Origin of the sequence: Microbacterium sp., assembly GCF_032084865.1 — a bacterium.
Taxonomy (GTDB): domain Bacteria; phylum Actinomycetota; class Actinomycetes; order Actinomycetales; family Microbacteriaceae; genus Microbacterium.
The window spans coordinates 1-21,161 of the sequence record NZ_DAMDLU010000019.1 but is presented as its reverse complement, the minus strand read 5'-3'; the positions used below and the strand labels follow the sequence as shown (position 1 = coordinate 21,161).

Sequence of the window (21,161 nt, the reverse complement as noted above, 5' to 3'; positions counted from 1 at the left end):
ACCCTCGGACATCCCTTCGTTTCACCCGATCGGATGCCCGAGTCAGTCCTCGCGGTAGCCCGAGCGTCCCATCGCGAACATGGCGGCGAACGACGACACGACGCCGCAGACCGCGAGTGCGCCGATGATCCAGAGGGTGACATGCGAGAGGAAGGCGGCATCGAGCATGCCCACAGCCTATCGACCTTTCGGGTACCATGGAGTAGTTCCTCGGCGAGGGAGCGCGTGAATGCGCGCATCCGTGATCGACGCGGTGACGTGAGCCCGGTGGTCGGCTGAATCCCTCAGCCGCGTAGCGTCTCGCCTCTTCGTGTCCGCACCGAGGCTTCCGAGACCATGACCATCGCGCGGCCCCGTCCCGCGTGCCTGAAGGAGAACAACATGTCTGACGAGAACAAGGTCGTCGCCGAGACCCGCACGAACTTCGGCAAGGGCTTCGCCCGCCGCCTGCGCGCCGCCGGCAAGATCCCCGCCGTGATCTACGGCCACGGCACCGACCCCGTGCACCTCGCGCTGCCCGGCCACCAGGTGTCGCTCATCATCCGCCGCGCCAACGCGCTGCTCGACCTCGAGATCGACGGCACCTCGCAGCTCGCGCTCGTCAAGGACGTGCAGAAGGACCCGGTGCGCCAGATCATCGAGCACATCGACCTGCTCGTCGTGAAGAAGGGCGAGAAGGTCGTCGTCGAGGTGCCGATCATCGTCACCGGCGAGTCGTTCAGCGGCACCATCGTGACCGTCGACCTCGCCACGATCAAGCTCGAGGTCGAGGCCACCCACATCCCCCAGCACCTCGAGGTCAGCGTCGAGGGTCTGGAAGAGGGTTCGCACATCACCGCCGGCGACGTGACGCTGCCCAAGGACGCGGCGCTGCTCGACGAGCCCGACGTGCTGCTCGTCGCCGTCTCCCTCCCGGCCGCTGAGGTCGCCGAGGAGGGCGCTGAAGAGGCCGCCGCCTCGGCTCCCGCCGCGGAGGCCGCTGCGGAGTGATCCGCTGAGATGTCGATGGAGGGGGCGCGAGCTGATCGCGTCCCCTCCGTCATTTCCGCTGGAAAGGGACTCGAATGACCACCACCTGGCTGATCGTCGGCCTCGGCAACCCCGGCCCTCGCTACGCGGCGACCCGCCACAACATCGGGCAGATGGTCGTCGACGAGCTCGCCGACCGTCGTGGCGAGCGTTTCCGGGAGCACAAGGCGGGTGCGCGCGTCGTCGAGACCCGGGTGCGTCCCGGCGGAGATCGCCTCGTGCTGGCCAAGCCCAACTCGTTCATGAACGTCTCCGGCACCCCCGTCGCTGCCCTGGCGCGGTTCTACTCGGTGGCGCCCGAGAACGTGATCGTCGTGCACGACGAACTCGACATCCCGTTCGACAGCATCCGCATGAAGGTCGGCGGAGGACACGGCGGGCACAACGGCGTCCGCGACATCGCGCGAACCCTCACCAGCCCTGACTTCCTGCGCGTGCGTGCGGGCATCGGGCGCCCGCCAGGACGACAGGACCCGGCGGACTGGGTGCTCGCGCCGTTCGGTCCGGTCGAGCAGAAGACGCTGCCCGTCTTCATCTCGGACGCGGCGGATGCTGTGGAGCAGCTCGTCGACGAGGGGCTGCTGGCCGCGCAGCAGCGGCACCACTCGCGCTGATTCCCGCGCATCCGGTCGACGCAGACCGGTACGGAGGGTCAGAACAGCGGATCGGTGGCGATGCCGTTGCCGATGCCGTACATGAGCGTCACGGCGAGGAAGAAGATCCCGGGGCCCAACAGGGCGATCACGATCGCGGCGATGCCCATCCCTCGTCCACGCCGGCGGGCCACGGCGACGATCCCGCCGATCACCCCGAACAACCCGAGCGCGGTGCCCAGCCAGAACATGATCTCCGCCCACAGCGTCTCGACGCGGACGGGGGAGAGGGCCGCGATCACGAAATCACCGCTGCCGTTGACGAGATCGTCCACCGAGACGGCGAGTCCGATCTGCAGAGCGAGCACGCCTGCCACGACGGGGGTGACGAGGGCGGCGATCAGAGCGGCCGCGAGCGACATCGCACCCAGGGCGCGCGACGGTGCCGGAGCGGGAGGTGCCGAGTAGCCGCCGACCGGCGCCTGGTATCCGCCCACTGGCACGCGATACGCACCGGGCGGTGGCGCCTGGGGGACCGGGACGCCCTGGGGGGCAGGGACCCCCTGGGGAGGCAGCCCGGGAGGGACGAAGGGATCGGTCATCTCGCTCCTCAGACGCGGCGCAGCAGTCCGACGCGGTCGTAGACGTCGGCGAGGGTGGCGTCGGCGACCTCATCGGCCTTGGCCGCGTTCACCGCCAGCAGCCTGTCGAGTTCGGCCGGGTCGTCGAGCAGGGCGTTGGCGCGCTCGCGCACGGAACCGAACTCGTCGACGACGACCTCAGCCAGCCCCTTCTTGAAATCGCCGTACCCGCGTCCGGCGTACTCGTCTTCGATCGAACCCACCTGACGCCCGGTGAGCGCGGCGTAGATCGTCAGCAGGTTCGACACCCCGGGCTTGTTCTCGCGGTCGAAGCGCACCGAGCCCTCGTTGTCGGTGACAGCGCGCATGATCTTCTTCGCCGACTTCGCCGGGTCGTCGAGCAGCCACAGCACCCCGGCGTCGCTCTCAGCCGACTTCGACATCTTCGACGTCGGGTTCTGCAGATCGTAGATGCGCGCGGTGCCCTTCTGGATCACCGGGGTGGGCACGGTGAAGGTCGTGCCGAATCGGCTGTTGAACCGCTCGGCCAGATCGCGCGTCAGCTCGACATGCTGCTTCTGGTCGTCGCCCACCGGCACCAGCTCGCTCTGGTAGAGCAGGATGTCGGCGGCCATCAGCACCGGATAGGTGAACAGGCCGACGGAGGTCGAGTCCTGGCCGTAGCGCTGGGACTTGTCTTTGAACTGGGTCATCCGGCCCGCCTCACCGAAGCCGGTGATCGTGCTGAGGATCCAGGCGAGTTCTGCGTGCGCGCGCACGTGCGACTGCACGTACAGCGTCGACTTCGACGGCTCGATGCCGGCGGCGATGTACTGCGCCGCCGTGCGACGGGTCTTCTCGCGCAGTTCGCTGGGGTCCTGCGGCACGGTGATCGCGTGCAGATCGACCACCGAGAAGAACGCGTCGTACGAGCTCTGCATGTCACGCCACTGCAGGAGCGCCCCGATGTAGTTGCCGGCCTGGAGGGAGTCGGCGGAGGGCTGCATTCCGGAGTAGAGGCGTGGTTTGGTCACGAAGCAATCCTATGCGGCCTGCGCCCCGGAGCCTGCCGAAGGCCGCTGAGCCTGCCGAAGGGTCAGTACGTGTAGTCGACGATCACGGGTGCGTGATCACTCCAGCGCTCCGCGTACGTCGCGGCGCGGGCGACCGAGTACCCGGTGGCGCGGGCCGCCAGGGGCGGGGTCGCGAGATGGTAGTCGATCCGCCAGCCGCTGTCGTTGTCGAACGCCTTGCCCCGCATCGACCACCAGGTGTACGGCCCGGCAACCTCGCCGTGGTGTTCGCGGCCCACGTCGATCCAGCCGAGCCCCAGCCCGCCGCCCTCCGACGCGAACGAGCGGGTGTCGCTGAGCTGGCCCACCATCCCCCGGCCGACGCCCTCCTGGCCGACCACGCTCTCGCCTGCGGCGCCGAGGAAGCGATCGAAATAGGCCCGCTCGCGCGCGAGGAAGCCGGACTTCTTCACGTTTCCCCTCCAGTTCAGGATGTCGAACGGGCGGTGGCCGACGTTGAGGTCGCCGGTGACGAGCGCATGCGCGTCGTCGGCGCCGAGCTGCGCCATGCGCACGCTCATCGCGTCGAGGAACTTCCACTTCTCGTCCTGCTTCGGGGTGTCGGCCTCGCCGGAGTGCACGTACGCGCTGACGACGGTGAGCGACGCCCCGCCGATCTCGAAGTCGGCTTCGATCCAGCGGCCCGCGGAATCGAAGTCGTCGGCGCCGAGCGCGGTGCGGCTGGCGAGAGCGGGGGTGCGGCTGAGCACGGCGACGCCGGCCCGGCCCTTCGCGGTGGCCTTGTCGTGCACGATCTGCCAGTCGGGGAAGGCCGCGGCGAGGTGCTCGTCGTCGGCGCGCACCTCCTGCAGCGTGAGGATGTCGACGTCGGCCTGCTCGAGCCACGCGTGCATCCCGTTGCGGACGGCGGCTCGGACGCCGTTGACGTTGACAGAGGCGATACGCAGGTGGGGCATGGCATCCAGCCTAACGACGGGATCGGACATCCCGACGCGACCGCCGCACGGCAGTCGTTCGCAACGGCGGCAGGGCTCCGCTGTCGCGCAGCGGCTCGTTGCGGTCGTCGGCGCTCAGGGCGATCCAGGATGCCGCCAGCAGGATCACCGCGGCGATCACGCGGCACCACAGCAGAAGCCCGACCATCACCGCGAAGGTCGCCAGCAGCGGGTTCCCCGGGGTGTGCGCCGCCAGCAGACCGGCGCCGAGCTGCAGCACGGCCACGGCGACGCCGCCCAGCACGGCTCCGGGCAGGATCCGCCGCCACCGGATCTCCGTGCCGGTGAGGAAGCGCACCAGGGCGGCGATGGCCGCGACGTCGATGACGACCACGACCAGCGCCGACGAGATCGAGACGAGGGTGCGGGCCGTGGTGCCGGGCACCTCCTGCCCGAGCAGTTCGAGCAGCGCGCGCAGCGCCCACACACCGCCGACGCTGATCGCGGCGCCGAGCAGCAGGCTCACCCCGAAGACGAGCGCGGCCGCCGCGTCGTGCAGCTTCAGCAGCACGTAGCTGCGGGTGTCGAAGGGCAGGCCGAAGATGCCGCGCACTGCGCGACGGGTGAAAGTGACCGCGCCGATGCCCGTCCACACGACGACGACCGCGGCGATGACTCCGGTGAGGGTGAACGCGCCGGTCGCGGACATCGCCACCTCTCGTACGGCATCCGGTGCGACGATTCCGTCGGCTCCGATGAATCCGGGGATGTAGCTGTTCACGATCTTGATCATCGTGTCGACCGCCGCATCGCTGCCGCCGACCCAGAGCCCGGCACCCGCGAACGCGACGTAGAGCAGCGCGAACAGCGCGAACAGGGCTTGATACGCCATGCCCGCCGACAGCAGGAAGCCGTTGCGGCGCAGGAAGTGCCGCCACACCCGCACCGGGAACAGGGCGGCGATCCGCCGCCCCCACACAGCAGCGCGCCCGGCTGAACGATCCAGTCGGGCGCGCATGGGGCTGGCTGCGCTCAGCGGGAGCCACCGCGCAAGACGGCCTGCTTGACCTCGGCGATCGCCTTGGTGACCTCGATGCCGCGCGGGCACGCCTCGGTGCAGTTGAAGGTCGTGCGGCAGCGCCACACGCCCTCCTTGTCGTTCAGGATGTCGAGGCGCACGTCGCCCGCGTCGTCGCGCGAGTCGAAGATGAAGCGGTGCGCGTTCACGATCGCCGCGGGACCGAAGTACTGCCCGTCGGTCCAGAAGATCGGGCACGACGAGGTGCACGCGGCGCACAGGATGCACTTGGTGGTGTCGTCGAAGATCGCCCGGTCGGTGATCGACTGCACGCGCTCCTTGCCCTTCTCGGGAGTGGAGTTCGCGATGAGGAACGGCTGCACCTCGCGGTAGGACGCGAAGAACGGCTCCATGTCGACGATGAGGTCCTTCTCGAGCGGAAGGCCCTTGATGGCCTCGACGTAGATCGGCTTCGAGATGTCGAGGTCCTTGATCAGCGTCTTGCAGGCCAGTCGGTTGCGGCCGTTGATGCGCATGGCATCCGAACCGCAGATGCCGTGGGCGCACGAGCGGCGGAACGACAGCGAGCCGTCGACCTCCCACTTGATCTTGTGCAGCGCGTCGAGCACGCGGTCGGTCGCGTACAGCTCGACGTCGTAGTCGACCCAGCGCGGCTCCTCGTCGACCTCGGGGTCGAAGCGGCGGATGTTGAAGGTGACCAGGAAGGACTGCACTCCCGAGTCGTTCGCGGCGTCAGCGTGTGCCTCTACGACGTCGGTCATGATCAGTACTTCCTCTCCATGGGCTGGTAGTTCGTGATGACCACGGGCTTCCAGTCCAGTTTGATGTGGTCGGTGGCGTCGGACGAGTGCGCGTCGCCCACGAGGTAGGCCATCGTGTGCTTCATGTAGTTCTCGTCGTCGCGCTTCGGGAAGTCGTCGCGCATGTGACCGCCGCGGCTCTCCTTGCGGTTGCGTGCGGCGTAGACGACGACCTCGGCGATGTCGAGCAGGAAGCCCAGCTCGACAGCCTCGAGCAGGTCGGTGTTGAACCGCCTGCCCTTGTCGTCGACGTGGATGTTCTTGTAGCGCTCGCGTAGCTCCTCGATGACGCCGAGCACGTGGGTCAGCGACTCCTCGGTGCGGAACACCTGGGCGCCCTTGTCCATCTCGTCCTGCAGCGTCTTGCGCAGCACGGCGATGCGCTCGGTGCCCTGGTTGTTGCGCAGACCCTCCACCATGTCCTTCACGAACGCGGCGGGGTTCTCCGGCAGCGGCACGAAGTCGGCGGTCTTGACGTACTCCACGGCGTTGCGTCCGGCGCGCTTGCCGAACACGTTGATGTCGAGCAGCGAGTTGGTGCCCAGGCGGTTCGAGCCGTGCACCGAGACGCACGCGCACTCGCCCGCGGCGTACAGGCCGGGGACCACGGTCGAGTTGTCGGAGAGCACCTCGGCATCGTTGTTGGTCGGGATGCCGCCCATCGCGTAGTGCGCGGTCGGCATCACCGGCACGGGCTCGACGACCGGGTCGACGCCCAGATAGGTGCGGGCGAACTCGGTGATGTCGGGCAGCTTGGTCTCGAGCACCTCGGCGCCCAGGTGCGTGCAGTCCAGCAGCACGTAGTCCTTGTGCGGGCCGGCACCGCGACCGTCGAGCACCTCCTGCACCATGCTGCGGGCGACGATGTCGCGCGGTGCGAGGTCCTTGATGGTGGGCGCGTAGCGCTCCATGAAGCGCTCACCCGAGGCGTTGCGCAGGATGGCTCCCTCGCCGCGCGCACCCTCGGTGAGGAGGATGCCGAGGCCGGCCAGGCCTGTCGGGTGGAACTGGAAGAACTCGAGGTCCTCGAGCGGCAGCCCCTTGCGCCAGATGATGCCGACGCCGTCTCCCGTGAGGGTGTGCGCGTTCGACGTGGTCTTGAAGATCTTGCCGAAGCCGCCGGTCGCGAAGATCACGGCCTTCGACTGGAACACGTGCAGGTCGCCGGTGGCGAGGTCGTATGCGACGACGCCCGCGACCTGCGTGGCGCCCGCGGCGTCCTTCACGGTGATCAGGTCGAGCACGTAGAACTCGTTGAAGAAGTTGATGCCGAGCTTGACGCAGTTCTGGAACAGCGTCTGCAGGATCATGTGACCGGTGCGGTCCGCCGCGTAGCAGGCGCGGCGGACGGGAGTCTTGCCGTGCTCGGCGGTGTGACCGCCGAAGCGACGCTGATCGATCTTGCCGTCGGGCGTGCGGTTGAACGGCAGACCCATGTTCTCGAGGTCGATGACCGCGTCGATGGCCTCTTTGGCGAGGATCTCCGCCGCATCCTGATCGACGAGGTAGTCACCGCCCTTGACCGTGTCGTAGGTGTGCCACTCCCAGTTGTCGTCCTCGACGTTCGCGAGGGCCGCAGCCATGCCGCCCTGTGCCGCACCGGTGTGCGAACGCGTGGGGTACAGCTTCGTGATCACGGCGGTCTTCGCGCCGGGACCGGCCTCGATGGCCGCGCGCATGCCGGCGCCGCCGGCGCCCACGATGACGATGTCGAACTGGTGGTAGTGCACGCCGTCGCGCACGACGGAGTCAGAGGTCTGCGTAGTCAATGATCTGCCTTCTTCGCTTACTTGCCCAGTGCCTGGCAGGTCTCCCACATCGAGCCGTCCGCCAGGACGCCCGCGCAGGGGTCGAACGTGAACACCACGAGGGTGCCCAGGATGATGAGGAGCGCCGCCGCCAGGCCCAGCGCCCAGACGAGAGCCGTGCGGGCCTTCTCGTGGGTGACGTAGTCGTTGACGATCGTGCGCATGCCGTTGGAGCCGTGGATGAGCGCGAGCCACAGCATCAGTACGTCCCACCACTGCCAGAACGGCGTGGCGTACTTCCCGGCGACGAAGGCGAAGTCGACCGCGTGGATGCCCTCGCCGACCATGAGGTTGACGAACAGGTGTCCGAAGATGAGCACGACGAGCAGCACGCCGGAGCCGCGCATGAACAGCCAGCCCCACTTCTCGAGGTTGACGCCGCGCTGGCGACGGGCGGGTGCGATGGTCTGGGCGGACATCAGTTGCCCCCTCCGAATCCGGCGAACGCGAGGACGAGGTGACGCGGCACGAAGCCCGCCATGATCACGGCCCAGACGCCGAGGACGATCCAAAACAGCTGACGCTGGTACTGCGCGCCCTTCGACCAGAAGTCGACGACGATGATGCGCAGTCCGTTCATCGCGTGGAAAGCGATGCCGGCGACGAGCACCACCTCGCCGATCGCCATGATCGGGTTCTTGTACGCGCCGATGACGACGTCGTAGGCCTCGGGCGACACGCGGATGAGCGCCGTGTCGAGGACGTGCACCAGCAGGAAGAAGAAGATCGCGACGCCCGTGATGCGGTGCAGCACCCACGACCACATGCCTTCACGGCCCCGATACAGTGTGCCGCGTGGAGACCTCGATGTGGTCTCCGAAACCGACGGTGTCAAGCGTGTGCTCGTGGACACGTCGTCCTCCCTGATCGATGAGACGTCGTGCATGCATCCGGGCACGCCCGACCTCACTCATCCTATTCCTGTCAGAAGGCTGAAGGCGACGAAGGGCACCCTTATCGGCCGGGGTCGGTGGGGGACACCCCGGCTAAGGTGTGACGCATGGCGCGAATCGACGACTTCTACGCTGTCATCCCGGCCGGCGGCATCGGCAGCCGGCTGTGGCCGCTGTCGCGGGCGGATGCCCCGAAGTTCCTCCACGACCTCACCGGCTCGGGGCACTCGCTGCTGCGCGACACGTGGGATCGCCTGGAGCCCCTCGCCGGAGCGGATCGCATCGCCGTCGTCACGGGGCGCGCGCATCGCGCCGCCGTGGAGGCCCAGCTGCCCGGCATCCCGGACGCCAACGTCTTCCTCGAATCGGAGCCGCGCGAGTCGGCGGCGGCGATCGGGCTGGCCGCCGCGATCCTGCATCGTCGCGACCCCGACGTGATCATCGGATCGTTCAGCGCCGACCACGTGATCCGCGGCACGCGCGTCTTCGAGTTCGCCGTCCGCGACGCCGTCGAGGTCGCGCGGGAGGGCTACATCTGCACGATCGGGATCAGTCCGACCGAGCCCGCCATCGGCTTCGGCTACATCAAGAAGGGGGAGGAGCTCGTCGTCGACGGGGCCCGCGAGGCGGCTCTCGTGGAGCGCTTCGTCGAGAAGCCCGACCTCGAGACGGCGAAGGCGTATGTCGCCGACCGCGAGCACCTCTGGAACGCGGGCATGTTCATCGCCAAGGCGAGCGTGCTGCTCGACGAGCTGCGGATCAACGAACCTGAGCTGCACGCGGGGCTCATGGAACTCGCCGAGGCCTGGGACGACCGCGACAGGCGGGGCCCGGCGGTCGACCGCATCTGGCCGAAGCTGAAGAAGATCGCCATCGACTACGCCGTGGCGGAGCCTGCCGCCGAGCGCGGACGTCTGGCCGTGGTGCCGGGGCACTTCGACTGGGACGACGTCGGCGACTTCGCGTCGCTCACGAAGCTCATCACGAACGGTCGCAAGAACGACCTTGCGGTGCTCGGCCCGAGGGCGCGCGTGCTCTCGGATGCCGCCAGCGGCATCCTCGTGTCGCAGACCTCGCGCGTGATCAGCCTGGTCGGGGTGCAGGACATCGTCGTGGTCGACACCGACGACGCGCTGCTGGTGACCACGGTCGAGCACGCGCAGCGGGTCAAGGGCGTGGTCGAGTCGCTGAAGCTCACCGGCCGGGGCGACGTGCTCTGACAGCGCTGTCGCAGATGGCCATGCTGCAGGGCGGTCATCATTGCAGGTTTGTAACCTTTCGCCAGCACTTCTGAGCATCACGTGCGTCACGCGCGTAACACTGGGTAACCTCGAGCGATCCGCGATGTCCGCGGAGATCACCCGGGAGGCATGAGTGTCCATCTCCATCACCAAGAAGCTGCTCGGCGTCACCGTTGCCGCCGGCGTCGTCCTGAGTCTCGCCGCGTGCGGCCAGGCGCCCACAGACAAGCCAGGCGCCAGCGGGGGCAAGACCGAGTCCGACTTCCTGCCCTGCATCGTCTCCGACATGGGCGGCTTCGACGACAAGTCGTTCAACCAGCTCTCGTTCGAGGGCGCCAAGAAGGCCGCTGACGAGCTGGGCGTCAAGCTCAAGGATGTTCAGTCGAACGCCGAGACCGAGTACGGCCCCAACGTCACCAACCTCGTCGACGAGGGCTGCAACGCGATCGTCGCCGTCGGCTTCGCGCTGTCGCAGGCGACCGTCGAGGCGGCCACCGCGAACGAGGACATCGACTTCATCCTCGTCGACGACGCCGCCGACAACGACTTCGACGGCAAGAAGGACGCCGAGAACGTCAAGCCGCTGCTGTACAACACGGCTGAGGCCGCGTTCCTCGCGGGCTACCTGTCGGCCGGCTACTCGAAGACCGGCAAGGTCGGCACCTTCGGCGGCATGGAGTTCCCGACCGTCACCATCTTCATGGACGGCTTCAAGCAGGGCGTCGACCACTACAACGAGGTCAAGGGCAAGGACGTCCAGGTCGTCGGCTGGGACGGCAAGACCGGCTCGTTCACGGGTGGCTTCGAGGCGAACCCCGACGCCAAGCAGGTCGCGGTCAACATCCTCAACCAGGGCGTCGACGTGATCCTCCCGGTCGGCGGCCCGATCTACCAGTCGGCGCAGCAGGCGATCAAGGAGTCCGGCAAGGACATCGCCCTGATCGGCGCGGACGCCGACCTGTTCGAGACCGACCCGTCCACCGCCGATGTGGTGCTCACCTCGGTGCTGAAGGCCATGGACCTCTCGACCTACGAGGCCGTGCTCTCCAGCGGTGAGGGCGAGTTCGACGCCGAGGCGTACATCGGCACGCTCGAGAACAAGGGCGTCGGCATCGCCGATCTGCACAACTTCGCCGACAAGGTGGACTCGGCGCTGCAGGACGAGGTCAAGCAGCTGCAGCAGGACATCATCGACGGCAAGGTCGAGGTCACCTCGTACCTGAGCAAGTAAGGCTCCTGGATCGGGGAGGTCGGCGGATGCCGGCCTCCCCGTTTCTGCCTGAATCGGAACCGGCGGAAGTCGGCGTTCCCGTTTCTGCCTGAATAGGATCAGACCATGAAGCTTGAACTGCGCGGCATCACCAAGAGGTTCGGCGCGCTGACAGCCAACGACCACATCGACCTCACCGTCGAGGCCGGAGAGATCCACTGCCTCCTCGGCGAGAACGGCGCCGGCAAGTCGACCCTGATGAATGTGCTCTACGGCCTCTATCAGGCCGACGAGGGCGACATCCTGCTGGACGACGTCGTGCAGCACTTCGCCGGACCCGGCGACGCGATGGCCGCAGGCATCGGCATGGTGCATCAGCACTTCATGCTGATCCCCGTCTTCACCGTCGCCGAGAACGTCATGCTCGGTCACGAGCAGACCACCTTCGGTGGACGGCTCGACCTGAACGCGGCGCGCGCCCGCGTGCGCGAGATCTCCGATCGCTTCGGCTTCGACGTCGACCCCGATGCGATCGTCGAGGACCTTCCGGTCGGTGTGCAGCAGCGCGTCGAGATCATCAAGGCGCTCGCGCGCGAAGCGCGCGTGCTGGTGTTCGACGAGCCGACGGCGGTGCTCACCCCGCAGGAGACCGACGAGCTGATGGCGACCATGCGTCAGCTCAAGGCGCAGGGCACCTCGATCGTCTTCATCACCCACAAACTGCGCGAGGTGCGCGAGGTCGCCGACCGCATCACCGTCATCCGCCTCGGCAAGGTCGTCGGCGAGGCGTCGCCGACCGCCTCGAACGAGGAGCTCGCCTCGCTCATGGTCGGCCGTGCCGTCGAACTGACCGTGCACAAGGGCGCACCGGCCGTACGTGACAACGGTCTCACTGTGACCGACCTCACCGTCACCGACCCGGCCGGCACCGTCGTCGTGGACCGCGCGTCCTTCGAGGTGCGCGGCGGCGAGGTGCTCGCGATCGCCGGCGTGCAGGGCAACGGCCAGACCGAGCTCACCGAGGCGATCATCGGCCTGCAGGACAACGTCAGCGGCAGCATCCGTCTCGACGGTCAGGAGCTGGTCGGCCGCTCGGTGCGGCAGATCCTGGATGCCGGTGTCGGCTTCGTCCCCGAGGACCGCAGCATCGACGGACTGGTGAAGGAGTTCTCGATCGCCGAGAACCTCATGCTCGACCGCTCCCACGGGTCGCCGTTCGTGAAGGCCGGCACCGTGCAGCGCTCGCTGCTGCACGACTTCGCGCACGATCGCATCGCCGAGTTCGACATCCGCACCCAGGGCCCGCAGCAGGCGGCAGGACGGCTCTCCGGCGGAAACCAGCAGAAGGTCGTGCTCGCGCGTGAGCTGAGCCGAGACCTCGCGCTGTTCCTGGCAGCCCAGCCGACCCGCGGCGTCGACGTCGGGTCGATCGAGTTCATCCACAAGCGGGTCATCGAGACGCGCGATGCGGGCGTGCCGGTGATCGTCATCTCCACCGAGCTCGACGAGGTCGCAGCCCTCGCCGATCGCATCCTGGTGATGTACCGCGGGCGCATCATGGGCATCGTTCCCGGGAGCACGTCACGCGAGAAGCTCGGTCTGATGATGGCCGGCATGTCCGAGACCGAGGCCGCGACGACGGCGAGCCCGATCCCCGCCACGAACGGAGAGACGAAGTGAGCGACACCCAGGCACCGGCGCCGCAGCGGTCAGCACCGCTCGCCGAGCCCGAGACGAAGATCGCCCCGTCACGCTGGCAGACGACCCTGCAGGCGATCGTCACCGGCAACGGCATCATCTCGCTGCTGGCGGTGGTGCTCGCGGTGATCGTCGGCTCGATCATGATCGCCGCCACGAACGAGGAGGTGCAGGCCGCGTCGGGATACTTCTTCGCGCAGCCCGGCGACACCTTCGCCGCGATCTGGGAGGCCGTGACCGGTGCGTACGCGGCATTGTTCCGCGGCGCGATCTACAACTTCAACGCCGACACGTTCGAGAAGGGAATCCGTCCGCTCACCGAGACGCTGAAGTTCGCGACCCCGCTGATCGCGGCCGGTCTCGGTGTGGGACTCGCGTTCCGCGCCGGCCTGTTCAACATCGGCGGTCAGGGGCAGATGCTGCTCGCCGCGGCCGCCGCCGGGTACGTCGCCACCGCGATGGACCTGCCGATGGGACTGCACCTGATCGTCGCGATCGTCGCCGGTCTGGTCGCCGCCGCTCTCTGGGCGGGTATCGCGGGCCTGCTGAAGGCACGCACCGGAGCGCACGAGGTGATCACCACGATCATGCTCAACCACATCGCGTTCTACCTGCTCGCCTGGATGCTGGCGACGCAGGGTCTTCTCCAGGCGCCGGGATCGAGCAACCCGAAGACGGCGCCGATGGCCGAGACCGCGTTGCTGCCGCAGCTGCTCGGGCCCTCGTACAAGCTGCACGCCGGCTTCCTGCTCGCGCTGATCGCCGTCGCGTTCACGTGGTGGCTGCTCGAGCGCTCCGCGCTCGGCTTCCGCTTCCGCGCCGTGGGCGAGAACCCGTCCGCCGCGCGGGTCGCCGGCATCGACGTGGGCCGCATGTACTTCGTCGTGATGCTCATCGCCGGCGCGCTCGTCGGCATCGCCGGTGTCAGCCAGGTGCTGGGCACCGAGGTGCGCGGCTTCAGCGGCGGCATCGACGCGGGCATCGGCTTCGACGCGATCACGGTGGCGCTGCTCGGGCGCTCGTCGCCGATCGGCATCCTGTTCGCCGGTGTGCTGTTCGGCGCGTTCAAGACCGGCGGTTTCACGATGCAGTCCTCGCAGGGCATCCCGGTCGAGATCATCCTCGTCGTGCAGTCGCTGATCGTGCTCTTCATCGCCGCGCCCCCGCTGGTGCGCGCGATCTTCGGGCTGCCGCAGCCCGGCCGGCCTTCGCGCCGCGCGAAGAAAGCGGCGCGCGCCCGCCGCGCCGAACCGGCTGAAGGAAAGAAGGTGTCGGCATGAGCCTCACCACCCCCGTGAACGATGCGCCGCAGGGCGACATCGACCAGCCGCGCGTCGTCGCCGTCGTGTCGTGGAAGGCGCCGATCATCTTCGGCATCTTCACCGTGCTGTTCGCCCTGCTGCCGCTGCTGGTGCCGCGCGAGGGTATGACGACCTTCCGGCTCGCCGAGCAGAACGCCGCGATCGCCGTGCCCGACGTGCTGCTGCCGGCGACGCCCACGGCGTGGATCGCCGTGGTGCTGCTGGCGCTGTGCACCGGCTACGCGGCGATGACCGTGATGGCGCACCGTCGGCTGCCGCTCTGGCTCATCGTCGTGTACGTCGCCGTGCTGCTGATCGGATTCCTCGCCTGGGCCGGCGCCGGCGCGACGCTGCCGATGATCGGCCTGCTGGCCGGTGCGCTCGCCCTCGCCACCCCGCTGATCTTCGGCGCCCTCGGCGGCGTGATCGGAGAGCGGGCGGGTGTGGTGAACATCGCGATCGAAGCGCAGATGCTCGCCGGTGCCTTCACCGCGGCCGTCGCCGGGTCGCTCGCCGGCACTCCGTGGGCCGGACTCGTCGCGGCCATGCTCGCCGGCGTGCTCGTCGCGCTCGTGCTCGGCGTGTTCACGATCACCTACTACGTCGACCAGGTCATCGTCGGTGTGGTGCTGAACGTGCTCGTGATCGGCATCACGACCTTCCTGTTCCGTCAGGTGCTCGCCCCGAACACCGAGACCATGAACAGCCCCGACACCTTCTCGGTCGTTCCCATCCCGCTGCTCAGCGAGATCCCGCTGATCGGACCGATCCTGTTCCAGCAGTCCTTCATCGTGTACCTGATGTACGCGGTCGTCGCGCTGGTCTGGTTCGGGCTGTACCGCACCCGCTGGGGTCTGCGTCTGCGCGCCGTGGGCGAGCACCCGCAGGCGGCCGACACGGTCGGCATCAAGGTCGCCGCGACCCGCTACCGCGCGGTGCTGCTCGGCGGTGCCGTCGCCGGCCTCGGCGGCGCCTTCTACACGCTCGTGTCGGTGCCGCGGTTCAACCAGGAGATGACGGCGGGCGCGGGCTTCATCGCCCTCGCCGCGGTGATCTTCGGAAAATGGGATCCGATCCGCGCGACGCTCGCCGCGCTGCTGTTCGGCTTCGCCACCAACCTGCAGGGCGTGCTCAGCGTCATCGGCTCGCCGGTGCCCAGCCAGTTCATGCTCATGCTGCCGTACATCGTGACGATCTTCGCCGTGGCCGGCCTGGTCGGGCGCTCCCGCCCGCCGGCCGCCGACGGCGAGCCGTACATCAAGTCCTAGGAGACCACGTGACCGACATCGATTGGGACGAGCTGAGACAGGTCGCCACCGAGGCGATGCAGAATGCCTACGCACCGTACTCGCGGTACAAGGTGGGGGCGGCCGCCCTCGTCGACGACGGACGCATCGTCGCGGGATGCAACGTCGAGAACGCGTCGTACGGCGTCGGCTTGTGCGCGGAGTGCGCTCTCGTCGGCGACCTGCACATGTCCGGCGGCGGTCGGCTGGTCGCCTTCGTGTGCGTGAACAACGACGGGCAGACGATCATGCCGTGCGGCCGCTGCCGTCAGCTGCTCTTCGAGCACTCCAGCCCGGAGATGCTGCTCGAGACGGTCTCGGGCATCCGCACCATCGACGAGGTGCTGCCCGACGCCTTCGGCCCGCGCGATCTGGAGGATGCCCGATGACCCTTCGACAGGCTCAGGGACCCGGCGGCGGCTCCGGCGAACCCTTCGACGCGATCGACGTCATCCGCGCCAAGCGCGACGGCGGCTCGGTGCCCGAGAATGCGCTGCGTTGGATGGTCGACGCGTACACCCGCGGCTACGTCTCCGACGCGCAGATGGCGTCGTTCGCGATGGCGATCTTCCAGCGCGGCATGCAGCGCGACGAGATCCGGGTGCTGACCGACGCGATGATCGCGTCGGGGGAGCGGATGAGCTTCGCCAGCCTCGGCAAGCGCACGGTCGACAAGCACTCTACCGGCGGCGTGGGCGACAAGATCACCCTGCCGCTGGCTCCGCTCGTGGCCGTGTTCGGTGTCGCCGTTCCGCAGCTCAGCGGCCGCGGCCTCGGCCACACCGGCGGCACGCTCGACAAACTCGAATCCATCCCGGGGTGGCGGGCAGCGCTCAGCAACGACGAGATGTTCGCGCAGATGCAGAGCGATGTCGGAGCCGTGATCTGCGCCGCCGGCTCGGGTCTCGCACCAGCTGACAAGAAGCTCTACGCCCTGCGCGATGTCACCGGCACGGTCGAGGCGATCCCGCTGATCGCCTCGAGCATCATGTCGAAGAAGATCGCCGAGGGCACCGACGCTCTCGTGCTGGATGTGAAGTTCGGCAACGGCGCCTTCATGCAGGACATCGATCGTGCGCGTGAGCTGGCCCGCACGATGGTCGAGCTCGGCACCGACTCGGGCGTGGCGACCACGGCGCTGCTGACCGACATGAACGTTCCGCTCGGACTCGCGATCGGCAACGCGAACGAGGTGCGCGAGTCGGTCGAGATCCTCGCCGGCGGCGGCCCTGCCGACGTGCGCGAGCTGACGCTCGCCCTCGCCCGCGAGATGCTCTCGCTCGCGGGGCAGCCGGATGCCGATGTCGAGGCCGCCCTCGACGACGGCCGTGCGATGGACAGCTGGAAGGCGATGATCCGCGCCCAGGACGGCGATCCGGATGCCTCGCTGCCGACCGCGCGCGAGACGCACGTCGTCACCGCCGACCGCGACGGCGTCGTGACCCGGATGGACGCGCTGCCGTTCGGCATCGCGGCGTGGCGCCTCGGCGCCGGCCGCGCACGCGCCGAGGACCCGGTGATCTTCGCCGCCGGCATCGATCTCGCGGTGAAGCCCGGCGAGAAGGTCACCGCCGGGCAGCCGCTGTTCACGCTGTCGGCCGAGGATGAGGGGCGCTTCGCCCGCGCTCTCGAAGCGCTGGACGGCGCCTACGAGATCGGCGACCAGACGGCGGCCCCCGCCGCACAGCCCATCGTGCGCGAGCGCATCACCGCCTGAGAACCGGAGGACCACCATGAAGATCGACGAGCTGCGCGCTCTGCCCAAGATCTCGCTGCACGATCACCTCGACGGCGGCGTGCGCCCCGCGACGATCCTGGAGCTCGCCGATGCGAGCGGCATCCAGGCACCGGCGCAGGACCCGAAGGGGCTGAGCCGCTGGATCGCGCAGCAGAGCGATGCCGGTTCCCTGGTGGAGTATCTGAAGACGTTCGACCTGGTGACCTCGGTCATGCAGTCCGAGCGGGCGCTCACGCGCATCGCCCGTGAGTTCGTCGCCGACCTGGCGGCTGACGGCGTCATCTACGGTGAGGTGCGCTGGGCGCCCGAGCAGCACGTCGCGGGCGGGCTCAGTCTCGACGACGCGGTGCGCGCCGTGCAGCGCGGCATCGAGGAGGGCGAGGACGAGGCGGATGCCGACGGCCACAGCATCCGGGTCGGGCAGATCGTCTCGGCCATGCGTCAGGGCTCGCGTGTGCGGGAGATCGCCGAACTCGCGGTGCGCCATCGCGAGAACGGCGTCGTCGGTTTCGACATCGCCGGGCCGGAGGACGGCTTCCCCGCGTCGGAGCACCGTGCCGCCTTCGACTACCTTGCTGCGGAGTTCCTGCCCGTCACAGTGCATGCCGGAGAGGCTGCGGGACCTGCATCCATTCGCTCCGCCCTGATCGACGGACGCGCGCTGCGCCTCGGACACGGCGTGCGCATCGCCGAGGACCTGCAGATCATCGAACGCGAAGGCGACGAGGTGCAGGTGCAGTTCGGCGACCTGGCACGGTGGGTGCGCGATCGTGAGATCCCGCTCGAGCTCTCGCCCTCGTCGAACCTGCAGACGGGCGCGATCGCGCAGTGGGGCGAGGAGCTCGCCGATCACCCGTTCGACCTGCTCTACCAACTCGGCTTCTCGGTCACCGTGAACGTCGACAACCGCACCATGAGCGGCACGTCGTTGACGCGCGAGCTCTCTCTGCTGGTCGACGCCTTCGGGTACGATCTCGACGACCTCGAGGCGTTCCAGTTCAACGCGGCGTCCGCCGCGTTCCTGCCGGTCGAAGAGCGCGAGGAGCTCGTCGAGATGATCGCCGAGGGCTTCGAGCGCTGAAGCCCCCGGCGAACGACCCGTCACCCAGGGTGACGGGTCGGCACCCTGGCGCTCAGGCGGCTTCCGGATTCTGCGCCCACAGGTCGGGGCCGAACACCTCGTAGTGGATGCGGTCGGCCGGCACCCCGCGCCCGATCAGGGTGCGGCGCATGGCCTGCATGAACGGCAGCGGTCCGCACATGAACACCGAGGCGCGCTCGGGCAGGTCGACCTCGCTGAGGTCCATGAATCCCTCGCGTGCCGGGTACAGGGTCGGCGCGCCGACGGCATCCTGCTCGTACCAGTTCTGCGCCCTGGCATCCGGCATCGCCAGCACCTGGCGGCGCAGCGAGGAGTACAGCGCATGCGTGTCGTGTGCGCGATCGGCGTGGAACAGCCGCACGGTGCGCGCAGGCTGGCGGCGGGAGAGGTCTTCCATGATGGCGGCGACCGGCGTGATGCCGATGCCCGCCGAGACGAGCACGAGAGGGTGATCCTCGTCGTCGAGCACGACGTCGCCGGCGGGCTGCGAGACGTCGAGCATGGTGCCGGGCTGCGCGTGCTGCCACAGCCACGTCGAGACCTGCCCGTCGGGCGCCCCGCCCACTCCGTGCACCCGCTTGATGGTCACCCGGATGGAGTCGCCGCGCGGGCCGGACGAGATCGTGTACTGACGCGGCTGCCGGCTGCCGTCGGGCAGATCAACGGCGATGGCCACGTACTGCCCGGTGCGGTGCGAGGGGATGAGTCCGTCGACCGGTGCGAGCAGCAGCGAGAAGATGTCGTCCGACTCCTCGAAGCGCTCCACCACCCGGTAACCGCGCCACGGGTTCTCGGGGTCGGTGCCCGATTCGGCGTACAGGCGCGCCTCTTCGGCGATCAGCGCGGTGGCGAACAGCCAGTACACCTCGTCCCACGCCGACCGCACCGCGGGGGTGACCGCGTCGCCGAGCACGGTGCCCACGGCGTCGAGCAGATGACGGCCGACGATGGTGTATTCGCCGGCGCGGATCCCCAGCGAGACGTGCTTGTGGGCGATCCGGCGCATCACCGGAGTGAAGTCGGGGGCGTGCGGATCGATCAGCTGCACGGCGAAGACGACCACCGAGGCGGCGAGCGCCTTCGGCTGCTCGCCGATCGCCTGGTTGGCGCGGTTGAACACCCGCAGCAGTTCGGGGTGCGCGGCGAACATGGCGGGGTAGAACACCTTCGTGATCTGCTCGGCGTGCTCGGCGACGACGCCGGCGGTGGCCGCGACGACTGCTTCGGACTCGGGCGAGAGCTTCATGACGTTCCTTTCGTGGGTCTGCGTCTCCTCGAGTCTGCGTGCGGGTGCCGCTGGAGGGATGCGGTTTTCACCGGTTCTATTCGGTGCGCCGCAGCCCGAGCCGGCGTAACGTGAAGGGGTGCCACGCCGTGTCGACGATTACCGCGGTCTGACGCAGCCGAGTCGGCTGCGGCTGCTGCGCGCCGTGCAGAGCCATCCCGGCATGCGCGTGGCGGAACTCGCGGAGCGGTGCGGGATGCCGCTCAACACCGCGCGGGATCACCTGCGCGTGCTGGTGCAGGAGGGCCTCGTGCGCGAGGAGCGACTGCACGTGGGCAGCAGGGGCCGACCGCCGATCGCGTACCACCCGGTGCGCGAGGCGGATTCGAATCCCGCGGCGCGGCGCCGTGTCGACGGTGCCCGGCGGCGCGGTGCGCTGCTGCGTGCGGTGATGCCGCCGACGCCCGCGGATGCCGCCCTGAGGGGCGACACCGAGGCTGAAACGCAGCTGGACGTGCTGTACGAGCACCTCGATGATGCCGGCCTCAGTCCCGTCCTCGACGAGCCGGCACTGCGCTTCGAGATGATGCCGTGCCGCTACCGGGGGATGATCGCACAGGACCAGGCGACGGTCTGCGGCGCCCACGCGCGCCTGGTGCGCGACACGCTCGCCCAGGTCGACGGTCCGCTCGAGGTCGAGCGACTCGAGCCGTTCGTCACCGCCGACACCTGTGCCCTCCTGCTGCGCCGCGGGGAGCACCGCGGGCGAACCGCATCCGATCCGGTCAGCGCACCTCCGCCGCCAGAGTCCCGATCAGCTCGGTGATCCGGGCGCGCACGGCCTGGTCGGAGACCGTGGGCTCTCCGTCGCCCCCCTGAGGGCCGTAGGCGCCGAACGACGCGTGCGAGGCGCCGTCGATCTCGACGAGCCGGGCGTCGGCCGGAAGCAGATCCCGGGCATCCGCGACCTTCTGCGGCGTCGACAGGCCGTCCTCGCTTCCCGACACGCTCAGCACGGGCATCCGGTAGTCCGACAGGTCGGTCGCGCAGTACGAGGCGAACAGCACCAGGGCATCGGCGTCCGGTGCCAGCTGGCAGGCGCGCACTCCGCCCAGGGAGTGCCCGCTCACCATCCACGAATCCACGTCGGGCGCCGCGGAGGTGAACGCGTCGAGCCCACGCGGATCGAAGAACGCGAGGTTCAGCCAGGGGCGGGTGATGACGACCGTGATGCCGTCTTCGGCGGCGAGATCCTGCAGCGTCGCGATGTAGCCCTCCGGCTGCACCTTCGCCCCCGGGATGAACACGAGGCCGACGTCCGCGTCACCGTCGGCGGGGGAGAGCACGATGCCCTCGGGCGCAGACTCGATCGTGAGCGCGGGGTTCGCCTCCGCGTGCGCGAGCGGACCGGGTTCGGCCGACATCACTCCGACCTGCGTCCAGACCAGCGTTCCGCCGAGGGTCAGCACGAGCAGGGCCGCCAGCGACAACAGGATCCGCGAGAGGATGCGCTTCGCGCGCGTGACGGGCATGCGTCCAGGCTATCTGCGCGGCACGCTCGCTCGGCACCCCGGGGTCAGGTGAGCAGGGAGGCCGTGGCACGCCCGAGCATCACGAGCGTGCCCGCCCAGGCGCACAGCAGCATCAC

22 protein-coding genes are annotated in these 21,161 nt (G+C 68.8%); 11 read left to right on the top strand and 11 right to left on the bottom strand.

Annotation, left to right across the window (positions count from 1 at the left end; genetic code table 11):
- Positions 1–42: 42 nt before the first annotated feature.
- A complete protein-coding gene (locus RT309_RS03730) occupies positions 43–168 on the bottom strand; it encodes a hypothetical protein (RefSeq protein WP_313355450.1) in 126 nt (41 codons plus the stop codon).
- Between the two features lie 213 nt (positions 169–381).
- Between RT309_RS03730 and RT309_RS03725 the strand changes: the two genes are divergently transcribed.
- Together RT309_RS03725 and pth are read left to right on the top strand one after the other, a co-directional pair.
- Positions 382–990 carry a 50S ribosomal protein L25/general stress protein Ctc gene (locus tag RT309_RS03725; RefSeq protein ID WP_313355448.1) on the top strand — a complete coding sequence of 203 codons (609 nt, stop codon included), beginning with the start codon at positions 382–384 and terminating at the stop codon, positions 988–990.
- 74 nt (positions 991–1,064) lie between these two features.
- A complete protein-coding gene (gene pth / locus RT309_RS03720) occupies positions 1,065–1,643 on the top strand; it encodes an aminoacyl-tRNA hydrolase (RefSeq protein WP_313355446.1) in 579 nt (192 codons plus the stop codon).
- 38 nt (positions 1,644–1,681) lie between these two features.
- On the opposite strand, the gene RT309_RS03715 is transcribed toward pth, so the two are convergent.
- The 8 genes from RT309_RS03715 to sdhC all read right to left on the bottom strand — a co-directional run bounded on the left by RT309_RS03715 (position 1,682) and on the right by sdhC (position 8,705).
- A complete protein-coding gene (locus RT309_RS03715) occupies positions 1,682–2,119 on the bottom strand; it encodes a hypothetical protein (RefSeq protein WP_313355444.1) in 438 nt (145 codons plus the stop codon).
- Positions 2,120–2,232: 113 nt separating this feature from the next.
- A complete protein-coding gene (trpS, locus tag RT309_RS03710; protein WP_313355442.1) occupies positions 2,233–3,237 on the bottom strand; it encodes a tryptophan--tRNA ligase in 1,005 nt (334 codons plus the stop codon).
- 62 nt (positions 3,238–3,299) lie between these two features.
- Entirely contained in the window at positions 3,300–4,193 is an 894-nt protein-coding gene (locus tag RT309_RS03705) for an exodeoxyribonuclease III (RefSeq protein WP_313355441.1), read from the bottom strand.
- A 10-nt stretch (positions 4,194–4,203) separates the two neighbouring features.
- Positions 4,204–5,190: a YihY/virulence factor BrkB family protein gene (locus tag RT309_RS03700; RefSeq protein WP_313355439.1), complete on the bottom strand. Its 987-nt coding sequence runs from the start codon at positions 5,188–5,190 to the stop codon at positions 4,204–4,206.
- 14 nt (positions 5,191–5,204) lie between these two features.
- The gene (locus tag RT309_RS03695; protein ID WP_313355437.1) at positions 5,205–5,972 is read right to left on the bottom strand and encodes a succinate dehydrogenase iron-sulfur subunit; all 768 of its coding nucleotides are present in this window, start codon (positions 5,970–5,972) and stop codon (positions 5,205–5,207) included.
- 2 nt (positions 5,973–5,974) lie between these two features.
- Positions 5,975–7,780, bottom strand: coding sequence for a succinate dehydrogenase flavoprotein subunit (gene sdhA, locus RT309_RS03690; RefSeq protein WP_313355435.1), 1,806 nt, complete (start codon positions 7,778–7,780; stop codon positions 5,975–5,977).
- A 17-nt stretch (positions 7,781–7,797) separates the two neighbouring features.
- Complete coding sequence (locus RT309_RS03685; RefSeq protein ID WP_313355433.1) at positions 7,798–8,238, bottom strand: succinate dehydrogenase hydrophobic membrane anchor subunit; 441 nt, start codon at positions 8,236–8,238, stop codon at positions 7,798–7,800.
- Complete coding sequence (gene sdhC / locus RT309_RS03680) at positions 8,238–8,705, bottom strand: succinate dehydrogenase, cytochrome b556 subunit (RefSeq protein WP_313355431.1); 468 nt, start codon at positions 8,703–8,705, stop codon at positions 8,238–8,240. Before sdhC ends, RT309_RS03685 begins: the two co-directional genes overlap by 1 nt.
- A 114-nt stretch (positions 8,706–8,819) precedes the next feature.
- Here sdhC and RT309_RS03675 point away from each other — a divergent pair, with 114 nt between their 5' ends.
- From RT309_RS03675 to RT309_RS03640, 8 genes are all read left to right on the top strand, one after another.
- Positions 8,820–9,932 (top strand): mannose-1-phosphate guanylyltransferase, encoded by a 1,113-nt coding sequence (locus tag RT309_RS03675; protein ID WP_313355429.1) that lies wholly within the window; start codon positions 8,820–8,822, stop codon positions 9,930–9,932.
- A gap of 154 nt (positions 9,933–10,086) precedes the next feature.
- Complete coding sequence (locus RT309_RS03670; RefSeq protein WP_313355427.1) at positions 10,087–11,184, top strand: BMP family ABC transporter substrate-binding protein; 1,098 nt, start codon at positions 10,087–10,089, stop codon at positions 11,182–11,184.
- 105 nt (positions 11,185–11,289) lie between these two features.
- Positions 11,290–12,843: an ABC transporter ATP-binding protein gene (locus tag RT309_RS03665; protein ID WP_313355425.1), complete on the top strand. Its 1,554-nt coding sequence runs from the start codon at positions 11,290–11,292 to the stop codon at positions 12,841–12,843.
- Positions 12,840–14,141, top strand: coding sequence for an ABC transporter permease (locus RT309_RS03660; RefSeq protein WP_313355423.1), 1,302 nt, complete (start codon positions 12,840–12,842; stop codon positions 14,139–14,141). Before RT309_RS03665 ends, RT309_RS03660 begins: the two co-directional genes overlap by 4 nt.
- The gene (locus RT309_RS03655; RefSeq protein WP_313355421.1) at positions 14,138–15,430 is read left to right on the top strand and encodes an ABC transporter permease; all 1,293 of its coding nucleotides are present in this window, start codon (positions 14,138–14,140) and stop codon (positions 15,428–15,430) included. Before RT309_RS03660 ends, RT309_RS03655 begins: the two co-directional genes overlap by 4 nt.
- Before the next feature lie 8 nt (positions 15,431–15,438).
- Positions 15,439–15,837, top strand: coding sequence for a cytidine deaminase (locus tag RT309_RS03650; protein ID WP_313355420.1), 399 nt, complete (start codon positions 15,439–15,441; stop codon positions 15,835–15,837).
- Positions 15,834–17,165, top strand: coding sequence for a thymidine phosphorylase (locus tag RT309_RS03645; RefSeq protein ID WP_313355418.1), 1,332 nt, complete (start codon positions 15,834–15,836; stop codon positions 17,163–17,165). Before RT309_RS03650 ends, RT309_RS03645 begins: the two co-directional genes overlap by 4 nt.
- A 16-nt stretch (positions 17,166–17,181) precedes the next feature.
- Positions 17,182–18,267, top strand: a complete 1,086-nt coding sequence (locus RT309_RS03640; RefSeq protein WP_313355417.1) for an adenosine deaminase — start codon at positions 17,182–17,184, stop codon at positions 18,265–18,267.
- A gap of 52 nt (positions 18,268–18,319) precedes the next feature.
- On the opposite strand, the gene RT309_RS03635 is transcribed toward RT309_RS03640, so the two are convergent.
- Positions 18,320–19,534, bottom strand: coding sequence for a globin domain-containing protein (locus RT309_RS03635; protein WP_313355415.1), 1,215 nt, complete (start codon positions 19,532–19,534; stop codon positions 18,320–18,322).
- A 118-nt stretch (positions 19,535–19,652) separates the two neighbouring features.
- Here RT309_RS03635 and RT309_RS03630 point away from each other — a divergent pair, with 118 nt between their 5' ends.
- Complete coding sequence (locus RT309_RS03630) at positions 19,653–20,339, top strand: helix-turn-helix domain-containing protein (RefSeq protein WP_313355413.1); 687 nt, start codon at positions 19,653–19,655, stop codon at positions 20,337–20,339.
- Here the strand turns inward: RT309_RS03630 and RT309_RS03625 are convergent.
- The gene (locus RT309_RS03625) at positions 20,299–21,045 is read right to left on the bottom strand and encodes an alpha/beta hydrolase (RefSeq protein WP_313355411.1); all 747 of its coding nucleotides are present in this window, start codon (positions 21,043–21,045) and stop codon (positions 20,299–20,301) included. The genes RT309_RS03630 and RT309_RS03625 overlap by 41 nt on opposite strands.
- Between the last annotated feature and the right edge of the window lie 116 nt (positions 21,046–21,161).

Excerpts from the sequence above, each read along its gene's own strand:
- RT309_RS03730 (WP_313355450.1), bottom strand. The coding sequence starts at position 168 with ATGCTCGATGCCGCCTTCCTCTCGCATGTCACCCTCTGGATCATCGGC.
- RT309_RS03725 (WP_313355448.1), top strand. The coding sequence starts at position 382 with ATGTCTGACGAGAACAAGGTCGTCGCCGAGACCCGCACGAACTTCGGC.
- pth (WP_313355446.1), top strand. The coding sequence starts at position 1,065 with ATGACCACCACCTGGCTGATCGTCGGCCTCGGCAACCCCGGCCCTCGC.
- RT309_RS03705 (WP_313355441.1), bottom strand. The coding sequence starts at position 4,193 with ATGCCCCACCTGCGTATCGCCTCTGTCAACGTCAACGGCGTCCGAGCC.
- RT309_RS03700 (WP_313355439.1), bottom strand. The coding sequence starts at position 5,190 with ATGCGCGCCCGACTGGATCGTTCAGCCGGGCGCGCTGCTGTGTGGGGG.
- RT309_RS03695 (WP_313355437.1), bottom strand. The coding sequence starts at position 5,972 with ATGACCGACGTCGTAGAGGCACACGCTGACGCCGCGAACGACTCGGGA.
- RT309_RS03685 (WP_313355433.1), bottom strand. The coding sequence starts at position 8,238 with ATGTCCGCCCAGACCATCGCACCCGCCCGTCGCCAGCGCGGCGTCAAC.
- sdhC (WP_313355431.1), bottom strand. The coding sequence starts at position 8,705 with ATGCACGACGTCTCATCGATCAGGGAGGACGACGTGTCCACGAGCACA.
- RT309_RS03675 (WP_313355429.1), top strand. The coding sequence starts at position 8,820 with ATGGCGCGAATCGACGACTTCTACGCTGTCATCCCGGCCGGCGGCATC.
- RT309_RS03665 (WP_313355425.1), top strand. The coding sequence starts at position 11,290 with ATGAAGCTTGAACTGCGCGGCATCACCAAGAGGTTCGGCGCGCTGACA.
- RT309_RS03655 (WP_313355421.1), top strand. The coding sequence starts at position 14,138 with ATGAGCCTCACCACCCCCGTGAACGATGCGCCGCAGGGCGACATCGAC.
- RT309_RS03645 (WP_313355418.1), top strand. The coding sequence starts at position 15,834 with ATGACCCTTCGACAGGCTCAGGGACCCGGCGGCGGCTCCGGCGAACCC.
- RT309_RS03640 (WP_313355417.1), top strand. The coding sequence starts at position 17,182 with ATGAAGATCGACGAGCTGCGCGCTCTGCCCAAGATCTCGCTGCACGAT.
- RT309_RS03635 (WP_313355415.1), bottom strand. The coding sequence starts at position 19,534 with ATGAAGCTCTCGCCCGAGTCCGAAGCAGTCGTCGCGGCCACCGCCGGC.
- RT309_RS03625 (WP_313355411.1), bottom strand. The coding sequence starts at position 21,045 with ATGCCCGTCACGCGCGCGAAGCGCATCCTCTCGCGGATCCTGTTGTCG.